6 protein-coding genes are annotated in these 13,112 nt (G+C 61.3%); 1 reads left to right on the top strand and 5 read right to left on the bottom strand.

The features are described from left to right. Positions 1-562 precede the first annotated feature (562 nt). From ACIQTW_RS08915 to ACIQTW_RS08925, 3 genes are read right to left on the bottom strand one after another with little or no spacing between them, the layout of a single operon-like run. Positions 563-4,225 carry a 1,4-alpha-glucan branching enzyme gene (locus ACIQTW_RS08915; RefSeq protein WP_402936294.1) on the bottom strand — a complete coding sequence of 1,221 codons (3,663 nt, stop codon included), beginning with the start codon at positions 4,223-4,225 and terminating at the stop codon, positions 563-565. Position 4,226: 1 nt separating this feature from the next. Continuing rightward, entirely contained in the window at positions 4,227-6,023 is a 1,797-nt protein-coding gene (gene treS / locus ACIQTW_RS08920; RefSeq protein ID WP_402936296.1) for a maltose alpha-D-glucosyltransferase, read from the bottom strand. Beyond that, positions 6,023-8,107, bottom strand: a complete 2,085-nt coding sequence (locus ACIQTW_RS08925) for an alpha-1,4-glucan--maltose-1-phosphate maltosyltransferase (RefSeq protein WP_402936955.1) — start codon at positions 8,105-8,107, stop codon at positions 6,023-6,025. Before ACIQTW_RS08925 ends, treS begins: the two co-directional genes overlap by 1 nt. Before the next feature lie 125 nt (positions 8,108-8,232). Here ACIQTW_RS08925 and glgP point away from each other — a divergent pair, with 125 nt between their 5' ends. Next, the gene (gene glgP, locus ACIQTW_RS08930; protein ID WP_402936298.1) at positions 8,233-10,857 is read left to right on the top strand and encodes an alpha-glucan family phosphorylase; all 2,625 of its coding nucleotides are present in this window, start codon (positions 8,233-8,235) and stop codon (positions 10,855-10,857) included. A 1,403-nt stretch (positions 10,858-12,260) separates the two neighbouring features. Here the strand turns inward: glgP and ACIQTW_RS08935 are convergent. Further along, positions 12,261-12,620, bottom strand: coding sequence for a barstar family protein (locus ACIQTW_RS08935; protein ID WP_402936300.1), 360 nt, complete (start codon positions 12,618-12,620; stop codon positions 12,261-12,263). 8 nt (positions 12,621-12,628) lie between these two features. Then, the gene (locus ACIQTW_RS08940; protein ID WP_402936302.1) at positions 12,629-13,102 is read right to left on the bottom strand and encodes a ribonuclease domain-containing protein; all 474 of its coding nucleotides are present in this window, start codon (positions 13,100-13,102) and stop codon (positions 12,629-12,631) included. Positions 13,103-13,112 lie beyond the last annotated feature (10 nt).

The following is a 13,112-nucleotide window of genomic DNA, read 5'->3' on the forward strand; positions in this document are numbered from 1 at the left end:
GCACGCCGCCAGCGTTCATCCTGAGCCAGGATCAAACTCTCCGTTGAAGTAAAACAAAACCAAACAGACACAACCACACCCACCGGAAATAACGGCGAACACGGCTGCACAAAATTCGAAACCAGCTGAAAACCAGACCACCACACACGGGGGTGCGCAATGATCCGGCCATAATTTCAACCAATTGATAAAACAATCGGTATCAACAAACTTGGCACACTATTGAGTTCTCAAACAACAGGTCACTATTCCAAAGCTGTACCACCAGCCTTCGCTGGGTCGCTCTGGAGCAACTTTTCTAACTTACCGGCTGGATCTCTCGGAGTCAAATCGGCCAGCATGACTTGATTTTTCCTTGCGGTATCTTGTCTGCGTGGCGATCTCCACTCGGGGACCAGCGCGGGTACTAACTATACCCCTACTTCCCCGAGATGGCAAAACCCGGCAGCGACACGCTGCCTCCGTCAAGCAAAATCCCCGGAAACACGGGCTGAACGTCCCGGAAAATAGAGGGAAGAGGGCCCGGAAGCCAAAGCTTCGGGCCCTCCCCTGATCTAAGAAACTACACAGCCGGTGTGAACCAGGAAGCCCCAAGCGGGGGAAGCGTGACAGTCAAAGCTGCGGGCTGGCCATCAGTTCCGGGCGTTGACGCCTTCAATGCTCCAGCGTTGATAACTCCCGAGCCCCCGTACGTTTCAGAGTCGGTGTTCAGGACTTCCGTCCACTCCCCTGCTGCCGGTACACCGAGGATGTAGTCCTTGTGAGGACCGCCCGAGAAGTTCACTGCACAAACCAACGGCTTGCCATCCTGATCCCAACGGATGAAAGTCAGAACGTTGTGATCGGCATCCGCGCCATTGATCCACTGGAAGCCACCGGCTTCGTTGTCCCGCTGGTAAAGGGCCGGCGTGGACGTGTAGAGCTCGTTGAGGTCCTTGACCAGGAGCTGAAGTCCGCGGTGCGCAGGGATATCAGCAAGGAACCAATCCAGCCCGTACTGTTCGGACCACTCGGCTTCCTGGCCGAACTCCGTACCCATGAAGATCAGCTGCTTGCCCGGGTGCGCCCACTGATAGGCAAAAAACGCACGCAGGTTTGCCAGCTGCTGCCAGCGGTCACCGGGCATCTTGCGCAGCATGGAGCCCTTGCCATGAACTACTTCGTCGTGGCTGATGGGCAGCAGGAAGTTTTCGGTGAAGGCATAGACCATGGAGAACGTGATGGTGCCGTGGTGCCACTTGCGGTTGATGGGGTCTTCGGAAATGTACTTGAGCGAGTCATGCATCCAGCCCATGTTCCATTTGAGCCCAAAGCCCAGCCCGCCGTGGTTGGTGGGCGCCGTAACACCGGGGAATGCCGTGGATTCCTCGGCGATGATGATGGCGCCGGGGTGGGACTTGTAGACGGTGGCGTTGACTTCCTGCATAAAGGAAATAGCTTCGAGGTTCTCGCGGCCGCCGAACTTGTTGGGCCTCCACTGTCCTTCTTCACGGGAGTAGTCCAGGTAGATCATTGAGGCCACCGCATCCACGCGCAGGCCGTCGATGTGGAATTCCTCCAGCCAATACAGGGCGTTGGCCACCAGGAAGTTGCGGACCTCGCTACGTCCGAAGTCGAAGATGAGGGTTCCCCAGTCGGGGTGTTCGCCCAGGGCGGGGTCTGAGTGCTCGTACAGCGGCTGGCCGTCGAACTGGGCAAGCGCCCAGGAGTCCTTGGGGAAGTGTGCGGGCACCCAGTCGAGGAGGACGCCGATGCCGGCTTGGTGGAGCGAATCCACCAGGAACCGGAACTCATCCGGGTGTCCGAATCGTGAGGTCGGCGCGAAATAGGACGTCACCTGGTAACCCCACGAACCGCCGAAGGGGTGCTCCGCGACCGGCATGAACTCAACATGGGAGAACCCAAGCCACTTCACGTAGTCCACGAGTTCCTTGGCGAGCTCTTTGTAGCCAAGGCCAAGCCGCCAGGAGCCCAGGTGGACTTCGTAGACACTCATGGGCGAGTTGTGCGGGTCCCTCTGGGCACGGGCACTCATCCATTCCGCATCCTTGAACCGGTAGCTGGCGTCCACCACACGTGAAGCAGTCAGCGGCGGAACCTCAGTTCCGAAGGCCAGCGGGTCGGCTTTTTCTACCCAGTGACCGGCCTTGGTCAGGATCTCGTATTTGTAGCACGCCCCTGCTACAACGCCTGGGATGAAAAGCTCCCAGACACCCGAGGAGCCCAACGAGCGCATTCCATGGGAGCGGCCATCCCACCCGTTGAAGTCACCCTTCACCCGGACAGCTTGGGCGTTCGGGGCCCAGACCGCGAAGGAGACTCCATCCACCTCGCTCAACGCGGAGCGGTAGTGCTGGACGTGCGCGCCGAGGACATCCCAAAGGCGTTCGTGGCGCCCCTCACCGATCAGGTGCAGGTCCACCTCACCTACGGTAGGCAAGTAGTGGTACGGGTCGTCGGTGGTGACCGGTTCGGCGTCGTACACCACTTCCAAACGGTAGTCCGGCACGTGGCCGGACTGCAGCGGTTCCAGGACTGCAGCCCAGATGCCGTGGGCCTCATGGGTCATTTCCGTGCGGCCGGCTTCAGTCACTACAACCACGGACTTTGCCAGGTGTTTCACAGTACGGATAGTGACGTGGCCATGATCGTCCAAGTGCGCGCCAAGTACTGAATGTGGCGCGTGGTAAGCGCCGGTGGCCACGCGTTCCAAGGTCTCGGAGTCCACGTGCAGGGGAACTCGGGGCCGTTCGGTGCGTGCAGAGCCAGTCATGTCATTACCTTCCGCTGTAGCTGCCGCATGCTTGCCGCGGCTTGTGTTGTCGAGGATTCGTCGCGATGCGTTCACCGGGATCGACAGCCAGTCGGGCCGGTTCCGCAACTCGTAAACAACCTCGTATAAGGCCTTGTCCAGCCACAATGCCACAAAGAGCGGCGAGCGGCGGTCTATGGTTCCCGGGGTGACTTCGCTGTAACCCTCAAGGAACGCGGCAGCGCAGTCATCCACCCAGGTTTCAGGCACCTTGACGGCCGCGTTCTCGTTTTCGCGCGTGGCGGCACCGGCTGCGTAGTCGAATGAACGCAGCATGCCCGTGACGTCCCGCAGGGGAAGATCGGGAGTGTTTCGTTGATCTATGGTCCGGAGCGGCTCGCCCTCGAAGTCGAGGATGGCCCACCGGCCCGGCTGCCCCTCAGCGCCGGGAACCCACAGGATCTGGCCTAAGTGGAGGTCACCATGAACGCGTTGCAACTGGCCGACGTCCCCGGGATTCAGTGCGGCCAGAAGCTCATCAAGGTTGTCGTCATAAGGTCCGACGGCGGACGAGGCTTCCGCCCAGGAGCCGCGGACACGCCTCGCTACAGTCGCGATGATATCCGGCCCCTGTTCCTGTCCATCCTGGGTGCCGAACGTTTCTGCGAGCCTGGCGTGAACCGTGGCAGTAGCAGCGCCGAGACCGCGGGCTTCTGCCGTGAAATCCTTGCCGGCTGCGGCTGCCTCTACGGCCAGGCGCCAAGCATCCATCCCTCCGGAAAGAAATTCGTGGGCGACGGTCAGCTCACCTGTGGCCGCTCTGGAACCGCTCGACGCCGGCTCGTGCCACGAGCCTGTGACCCAACCGAGCGTAGCGGGAACCTCACTGGTTCCCGCTGCCGTCAAGGCGGCACCTAGTTCCACTTCGGGATTCCTGCCGGCGGATAGCACCCGGAAGATTTTAAGGATCGCGGCCGAGTCGCCGTCGTCAACGATGACGGACGTGTTGGACTGCTCGCCGGACAGGACTTTCACAGAGGTAGGATTCTTCGGCAACGCAACGCGGCCGCGCGTGAGGTGCCCTTGGACGCCGCCCGCTATCCCTTCACTGCGCATAAGTTCCAGCCAGGCGGTGACAAAATCCGTATCGTAGACGGCGTCGTACGCGAGCTGTAGCCCTAGGTCAGGATCCGTAAACTCGCCCAGTAAAGCCGTAGGAGCATCAGCCAGAGGCTTGCTTCGGTAACTCAACGGAACTTGGACGACGTCGGTCCGCGAACCGCCGTCGGCTGTCCTGTGGGTCACCGCCAGCAGCACAACTTCCAGCCTGGCCTCTCCGCCGGTATCCGGCAGACTGAAACCGCCCACCTGCTCCAGCGCAAAGTCGGGGCTCTTAACCGGGAACCAGCGCTTGCCTGGCAGCCAGTTCCGAAGAAGTCCTTCAATGGAGGGGTTCAAGTTTTCCTTGCTCATCTCATCCTTTGGAGGTCACCACGGGAATCGCCTGGGTAAAAGGCGACGAGGGATTCGAAAATGCCGAGCGCACCCGCAGCCAATAGAAGCTGTGGCTCCCCAGCATCACGGTCAATTGACCGTTGTCGCCGACGGCCGGAAAAGGCTGGCCGCCGAAAATATCGCGCAGGCCGCGGCCTGCAAACTCAGGCACGTCCAACGTTGCCGCAACGGGGTGCTGTGAGAGATTGAAAACGCACAGAATGGTCTCCCCGTCCTCTCCTTCAGGGTTGCCGGCCGGCAGTTCCCTGACGTAGGCCAACACCACTTCATGGTCCGCCTCGATATTCCGGAAGCCGCCCAAGCCAAAGACCGGGTGGTTCTTCCGGACGCTGAGGATCTGGCGGGTCCAGCGCAGCAGCGAACCGGAGTGCGCGGCTTCGGCTTCAACGTTGGCCATGCTGTAGTTGTAAACCAGCGACTGTATGACCGGAAGGTAAAGCTTGCCCGGATCGGCCCCCGAGAACCCGGCGTTGCGGTCGGGGTTCCATTGCATCGGGGTACGGACAGCATCGCGGTCGTCGAGCCAGATGTTGTCTCCCATACCGATCTCGTCCCCGTAATACAGGAAGGGGCTTCCCGGCAGGGAGAGCAGCAACGCGTTGATGAGCTCGATCTCGGAGCGGGAGTTATCCAGCAGCGGAGCCAAACGTCGGCGGATACCGATGTTGGCCCGCATCCGGGGATCCGGGGCATACCAGCCAAGCATGGCGGCGCGTTCTTCCGCAGGCACCATTTCCAACGTCAGTTCGTCGTGGTTCCTCAGGAATGTCCCCCACTGCGCACCCTTCGGAATTTCCGGCGTGTTCCGCAGGGTCTCAATGATGGGGGCGGCCTTCTGGTCCCGGAGGGCGTAGTAGAGCCGCGGCATGATGGGGAAATGGAAGGCCATGTGGCATTCCGGGGCTTCCTCGGTGCCGAAGTACTCCACCACTTCATGCGGAGGTTGGTTTGCTTCGGCAATGATTACCCTGCCGGGGTAATTGGAGTCCACCATGCGGCGAAGGTCCTGCAGGAACGTGTGAGTTGCCGGCAGGTTCTCGCAGTTGGTGCCGTCTTCTTCGAACAGGTAGGGAATGGCGTCGGCCCGGAAGCCATCAATCCCCTGATCCAGCCAAAATCGGATCACGTCATAGAGCGCCTCGATCACCTTGGGGTTCTCAAAGTTGAGGTCCGGTTGGTGGCTGAAAAAGCGGTGCCAGAAGAACTGGCGGCGGATGGGATCGAACGTCCAATTGGATTCTTCGGTGTCCACGAAGATGATGCGGGCGTCCTGGTATTTCTCGTCCGTATCGCTCCACACATAGAAATCGCCGTAGGGACCCGTTGGATCCTTGCGCGACTCCTGGAACCAAGGATGTTGGTCCGAGGTGTGGTTCAAAGGCAGGTCGATGATCACCCGGACGCCACGGGCGTGGGCCTCGGCAACCAGTCGCTTGAAGTCGCTGATGGTGCCGAACTCGTCCAGCACGGACGTATAGTCCGCGATGTCGTAGCCGCCATCGCGCAACGGGGAATGGAAGAACGGGGGCAACCACAAGCAATCGACACCAAGCCACTGGAGGTAATCCAGTTTCTCGATCAGGCCGTGGAAGTCGCCGGAACCATCCCCGTTGGCATCCGCAAAGGCCCGCACCAGTACCTCATAGAAGACTGCCTTGCGGTACCAGTGCGGATCATGCTGGAGACCTGGGGCGTTCAACTCGAAGGTGTTCTTCGGGGTGAAGTACTGGCTGGGGTTCTGCGGAGAAAAACTCACTAAGGCTGCCTCCGGATGCTCAGTATGTGTGCCGGTTCAACGTGGGCGTCCAACCGGACGTAGTTGTGCTCGCCCCACTCCCAGCTCTGGCCGCTGATCAAATCATCCACCCGGAAGCGGCCGTCCTCGTTGAAGTCCGAGGGGTCCAGCTGCAGGGCGGCCAAGTCCAGGGACACCGTGCTTTCCCGGGTGCTGTGAGGATCCACGTTGACCACAATGATCAAAGTGTCCTTGGTGCCGTCCGGGAGCGTCTTGTGCTTGGAGTACACAATCGTTGCGTCGTCTGTGCTGCTGTGCAGCGTCAGGTTCTGCAGATCGCCCAAGGCCAGGTGGTCCTTGCGGATGGTGTTGAGCCTGGTGATGTACGGCGCCAGGGTGCGCCCTGATTCGGCAGCGCCTTCCCAGTCCCTCGCCTTGTACTCGTACTTTTCGTTGTCGATGTACTCCTCGGCGCCCGGGCGGGCCACGTGCTCGTACAGCTCATAACCGGCATAGACGCCCCACAGCGGGCTCGCGGTAGCGGCCAACACAGCCCGGATGCGGAACGCGGCCGGGCCGCCGTACTGCAGGTACTCGGTGAGGATGTCCGGGGTGTTCACGAAGAAGTTCGGACGGAAGAATGCAGCTGTCTCGTGGCTGACCTCGTGGAAGTACTGCTCCAGCTCGGTCTTGGTGTTCCGCCAAGTGAAGTAGGTGTACGACTGCTGGAATCCTGCGCGGCCCAAAGCGTGCATCATCGGCGGGCGTGTGAAGGCCTCCGCCAGGAAGACAACCTCGGGGTTCTTCTTATTGATCTTGCCGATCAGCCATTCCCAGAACCACACAGGCTTGGTGTGGGGATTGTCCACGCGGAAAACCTTGACACCGTGGCTGATCCACAGTTGTACGATCCGCAGGATTTCCTTGGAAAGACCGGCCGGGTCATTGTCGAAGTTCAGGGGATAAATGTCTTGGTACTTCTTCGGCGGGTTCTCTGCGTAGGCGATGGAACCGTCAACGCGCGTGGTGAACCATTCAGGGTTGGACGTCACCCAGGGGTGGTCCGGAGCTGCCTGCAGCGCCAAGTCCAGGGCAACTTCCAAGCCCAGCTCGTTGGCGCGCGCCACGAACGCATCAAAGTCCTCAAACGTACCCAGTTCCGGATGGATGGCGTCGTGTCCGCCGTCCTTGGAACCGATGGCCCACGGCGAACCCGGATCCTGCGGCCCCGGAGTCAGCGTGTTGTTGCGCCCCTTGCGGTGCTGGTATCCAATCGGGTGGATGGGCGGCAGGTAGATGATGTCGAAGCCCATCTCCGCGACGGCGTCGAGCCTGTTGGCTGCCGTGCGGAAGTTGCCGGAGGTCCACACGCCAGTGGAGTGGTCCAGGACGGCGCCCTCTGAGCGGGGGAAGAACTCGTACCAGGAACCGCGGCCCGCGAGGTCGCGTTCCACTTGCAGCGGGAAACGTTCGGAAACGGTCACCAGTTCGCGGATCGGAACGCGTCCGACGGCGGCCAGCACCTCAGGGCTGAAACCGGCGCCAAGGCGCTCCTCGGCAGTCTTGGTGGTGTCGGCCAGCACGACGGAAGCGGCACGCAAGGTGCGCTTCTCCACGGCGCTGCGCCCGGCGTCGTCGGCGGCCTCCGCGAGGAGGGCAGCGCCTTCGGCGAGCATCAACTCGACGTCAATGCCGGCCCCTACCTTGACCTCGGCGTTGTGATGCCAGGTGCCGTACCGGTCATGCCAGGCCTCAATGACGAAGGACCAGGCGCCGGTGCCTGTGGGGGTGATCAGGCCTTCCCATCGGTCCAGGCCCTTCCATTGCTCGCCTTGGGCCGGGGTCAGGCGGACTCGCTGACGCTCCTTGCCCTTGGGATCGAGCAGCACAGCGGAGACGCCCAGCTGGTCATGGCCTTCACGGAAGACCGTGGCGCCGACAACCAGGTCCTCGCCTGGCAATGCCTTCGCCGGGAATCGGCCACCCTCAACCACCGGCTGCACGGCCGTGATGGGGAACCGGCCGAAGCGAAGTCCCTCGGTGATGTCCGTAGTCGTCTTGGATTTCAGAGCGGTGATGGTTCGCGCGGTTTTCGTCACAACCACGACGTTAGCGACAAAAATCACAGAATGCTAAGCACACGACCTATCTCCTCGACGCAAGATGACTTTTACCTAAAAGAAACCCAATCCAGTTCCGGCTGCCATGTGAGTCCGTTAGTGTGGCGCTCGTGAAGGCTATTCGAAGGTTTACAGTCCGTACCGTCCTCCCCGAGCCCATCAGGCCCCTGGCCCGTCTGGCAACAAATTTGCGCTGGTCCTGGCACCGGCCCACACGGGAACTTTTTGCGAGCCTTAACCCGGCTCTCTGGGAGGAATCGCAGCACGACCCCATAGCCCTGCTGGGGTCGATCAGCCGCGAGCAGTTACAGGACCTGGCCAATGACGGCGAGCTGGTGAACCGTGTCCAGGACGCCGCAGCCGACCTGGACCGATACCTCAGCGAACCGCGCTGGTACCAAGGCCTCGGCGAAGACGCCCCGGCCTGCATCGCGTACTTCTCCCCCGAATTCGGCATCACCGAAGTACTCCCGCAATACTCCGGAGGCCTCGGCATCCTCGCCGGCGACCACCTCAAGGCCGCCTCTGACCTCGGGGTGCCCCTGATCGGCGTCGGGCTTCTGTACCAGGCCGGATACTTCAAGCAGTCGCTCTCCCGCGACGCCTGGCAGCAGGAAACCTACCCTGTACTGGACCCTGACGGCCTGCCGCTGACGCTGCTGCGCCACCCGGCCAAGGACGGCGCCCAAGGCAAGCCGGTCCACATCTCCCTGCCGCTGCCCAACGGCCGCGAGCTCCACGCACACGTGTGGCGTGCCGACGTCGGACGCGTTCCGCTGCTGCTGCTGGACTCCAACGTCCCCTCCAACGATGAAGCCGCGCGCGGCATCACCGACCGCCTGTACGGCGGCGGCGGCGACCACCGTCTCCAGCAGGAACTCCTCCTGGGCATGGGCGGCGTCAAGGCCCTGCGCGTGTACCAGGAGCTCACCGGCACGCCCGCTCCGGAAGTGTTCCACACCAACGAAGGCCACGCAGGGTTCCTGGGGATCGAACGCATCCAGGAAGCCATGTCCGACGCCAACTCGCCCCTCAGCTGGGACGAGGCCCTCGCCGCCGGCCGCGCGTCCACTGTCTTCACGACGCACACGCCCGTACCCGCCGGCATCGACCGCTTCGAGACCGTGCAGATCAAGCACTTCTTTGAAGCCGGCCTCGCGCCCGCTGTGCCCACGGACCGCATCCTGGACCTCGGCCGTGAAAACTTCGACGGCGGCAACCCGTCCGTGTTCAACATGGCAGTCATGGGCCTTCGGCTGGCGCAGCGTGCCAACGGTGTGGCCAAGCTGCACGGTGTGGTCTCCCGCGAAATGTTCGCCGGTCTCTGGCCGGGATTCGACCACTCCGAAATCCCCATCACCTCCGTTACCAACGGCGTCCACGTGCCCACGTGGGTGGACCCCCGAATCTCCTCCCTGGCACGGAACCAGTTCGGCGCGGAAGCCGAAGCCCTGGGACGCTGGGACCTGGCGTACAACGTCAGCGACGAAGACGTCTGGGCCCTCCGCCGGGAGCTCCGCGCACAACTCATAGAAGACGTTCGACGCCGGCTCCGGGCCTCCTGGAAGAAGCGCGGCGCTGCTGATGCCGAACTCGGCTGGACCGACTCCGTACTGGACCCCGACGTCCTCACCATCGGATTCGCCCGGCGTGTGCCAACCTACAAGCGGCTCACTCTCATGCTGCGCGACCCTGCCCGTTTGAAGGCCCTGCTGCTGGACCCCAAACACCCCATCCAGCTGGTCATCGCTGGCAAGTCCCACCCCGCAGACGACGCCGGCAAGAAGATGATCCAGGACCTTGTCAAGTTCACGGACGACCCCCAGGTCCGGCACAGGATCGTGTTCCTGCCCAACTACGACATCGCCATGGCGAGGACACTGTTCCCCGGCTGCGACGTCTGGCTCAACAACCCCCTCCGACCGCTGGAAGCCTGCGGCACCTCCGGCATGAAGGCCGCCATCAACGGTTCGCTCAACCTCTCCGTCCTGGACGGCTGGTGGGACGAAATGTACGACGGCGAAAACGGCTGGGCGATCCCCACCGCCAACAACAATGCATCATCCGAGGAACGCGACGACATCGAGGCATCAGCACTCTACGAGCTGCTGGAAACCCAGGTAGCACCGCGCTTCTACGGAACCACCGTTGCCCAAGGCGCCGGAGCAGCAGGACCCTCCGAATCCAGCCGTGAAACCGTGCCTACCCACTGGGTGTCCATGATCAAGCACACCCTGGCTAACCTGGGCCCCGCAGTCTCGGCGGAACGCATGCTGCACGACTACGTCAACAACCTCTACTGCCCCGCCGCTGTGTCCGGGCGGCGCGCTGTTGCCGAGTCCTTCAAGGAAGCCAAGGAACTGGCGGCCTGGACCACCAAGGTCCGGAACGCCTGGCCCGAGGTAGTGGTGGAGCACGTTGACTCCGTAGGCGTCTCTGAGGAACCCCAGGTGGGCGACTCACTCCAAGTCAACGCCTACGTGGCCCTCAACAACCTCACCCCGGACGACGTCTCCGTGGAAGTGGCTTTCGGCCGCGCGGAAGACACCGACGAGCTCGAGGACATCGTGGTGGCCGAACTGGACTCCTTGGAAGACCTCGGCGGCGGACGCCACCTGTTCAGCGGCTCCCTGGTGATCAACCGCTCAGGGTCCTTCGGCTACACCGTCCGCGTGTTCCCGAAGCACTCTGCGCTGGCTTCCAAGGCTGAGCTGGGGTTGATCGCGAACGCCTAGCCCGTTGTCCGCCCGGACGTTCCTGGCCCGCTTATCCGTTGTTGCCCAACAACGGATAAGCGGGCCAGGAACGTCGAAGGCTGGCTCAACGTACTTCCTGATTGCCGTCGGCTTCAATCGTGGCGATTCGCCGCCTTGATCCCGGCCGGGATGCTAACTACTGGCGTGACGTGCAGCAGAGTAAAGCGGTGCCTGACAATCTGTTCTGGGACCACTTTTCGGTGTATTGCACTTTGAAGGGGTCCCACTCCTCTAGCCGTCTGCCGGGTCAGCGTGAAAGCGAGCCAGCAGGAATCAACTCTGTTTCGATGATTGTGCCCGTTGAAGACAGCCGGACACGGCCATCCCACAGAATCGGGCCGGTGAAGGTTGTGGTCCAACGAAGAGGGCCTCGTCCGTGGCGCGCTGCGGAGGTTTTTCGCGTTCAGAGGTCCGGCCACAAGCAAGGACAAGACCCCAGAGGGAACCTAAGGAACTTATATAGCGATCGTGATCGTCTGCGTCGGAGGCGTACAACTTGCATGCTGACTAGCGGAGACTGCCTGTCCTGCCCGCCTGTTCTTGCCTGTGTCGTCGCACCAGTCGATATCGAATGGGAAAGCCACGACGGCGGCTTCCCCTGGCGCAGTCTCGGGTGGAACCCTAAAAGTGTAAGTAAACCCACCAGCGTCATTCATTGGCGCCAAAGTGTCAAGGACTTTGCGTCCGGATGCATCTTTGATTGTTATCAGGATTCGGGCGTTCTTTCCGTAGCGGGGATCGCATCTCGCATCTTGTGCCCTCACGGTGACCTCTTCGCCGATTCTTGTGGGCGAGGGAGTAACGGAAAAATCAGGGGGGAGACACGGGGGCTGCCCTTGGGAGGAGGAGTTGCATCCTGACAATGCCGCGGCAATGATCAGCACACTCAACGTGGCAACTGGTGTCCGAAGGAAGCCTTGAACTCGAAAAGGACGGCTGGAAGAGAACATCATTTCTTGATTCTCCTCACAGTAGTTGCCCTTGGGAATCCGGTGTCAGGGTTTGTAGCCACATCGTCAATTTGTATCGAATAATACAAGTCAAAATTGATAAAAAAGACAACTGAAGTACTCGAATGCAAGCCCGCATGAAACGTAGCACTTCGTTGATAATATGCATTAGTTCACTGGGTCAGCCTTGCACTGGAAACTTTGAATTTCAAACTTTTGAAATGATCGGGATAATTAAAGAAATATTCAATATTTCGCATCACGATCAGGTCGCAAGCACCACTTAAGCGGATTTCGGCGGTAGTCATAGCTCATGTGGGAACCAACGCTGATTACATCTCAGCTGCCCGTAATACCAGCCAAGGAAGTTGCCTCTTAGGGCGCCTGCCCACACGGGTAGGACGCCGGTGCAGTTAGGCCCCGCTGGACCGACTAATTCTCGAAGACCGCGATGACTGCCAGGTCCCGGCCGGCGTAGCGCTCGGCGTCTTGAAGGATTTCGCAGACAACACCGAAGGACCGGTCCGTACGGTAGGCCGCCGGGACCTGCCAGATCATCGTGACGGGGCTGCCATCATCCTCTGAGAGGGCATCAGCGTAGTCGTGCAGGGAATCGTTCAGGGCGTCGAGGTTCACGCCGTAGTACTCGGGGAAATCGAGGACCTGGCCGAAGACCTCGAGGACTGCCTGCTTTGTGCTTGCCGGCGGGACCAGGAGGGTCCTTCGTCCGGCGTCGGAGATCTGCTCTTGCAGTTCTTCGAGGGTCCAGGTGTCCGCGGAGTAGATTTTCATGGGCTCCTCTATTTGCCTTCGACGATAAACATGAACGACTCGTAATGGTCAGGGGTGTAGTACTTGGCGGAGTCCTTGCCCACAATGATCCGGCGGGCACCCCGGTCAGACTCTCCCGGCGTGGGCACGGTGTATTCCTTGTAGAAACCGCCGGACTTCTTAGGCAGCCAACCTTCGAAGTTGCCGAAGTTCACGCCGTCGCGGTCGTAAGGGTACGGGCCGCCCTTCGCAATCAGGGCAAGGGTTTGGCGCGCTTCCTGGGGCAACTGCGAAGCATTGATGGTGGGCAGCGTGGATGGGTTTGTGCTGGCCGGGTTCGTAGATGTCGGACTGACTACGGCTGGTGACGCTGGCGTAGAGCCAGGTGCCGGCGTCGTGCTTTGCGTCGTCAGTGAGCCGCCGCCGACCATGGCGACCACCAGGACGACGACGGCGATCACCAGTCCCGCGAAGGCCACCAGTTTGTTGCGGTTGCGGTTCATCCGGTGGGCT

The sequence above is a fragment of the Paenarthrobacter sp. NPDC090517 genome (assembly GCF_044769165.1).
Classification (GTDB): domain Bacteria; phylum Actinomycetota; class Actinomycetes; order Actinomycetales; family Micrococcaceae; genus Arthrobacter.

Excerpts from the sequence above, each read along its gene's own strand:
- ACIQTW_RS08915 (WP_402936294.1), bottom strand. The coding sequence starts at position 4,225 with ATGAGCAAGGAAAACTTGAACCCCTCCATTGAAGGACTTCTTCGGAAC.
- ACIQTW_RS08935 (WP_402936300.1), bottom strand. The coding sequence starts at position 12,620 with ATGAAAATCTACTCCGCGGACACCTGGACCCTCGAAGAACTGCAAGAG.
- ACIQTW_RS08940 (WP_402936302.1), bottom strand. The coding sequence starts at position 13,102 with ATGAACCGCAACCGCAACAAACTGGTGGCCTTCGCGGGACTGGTGATC.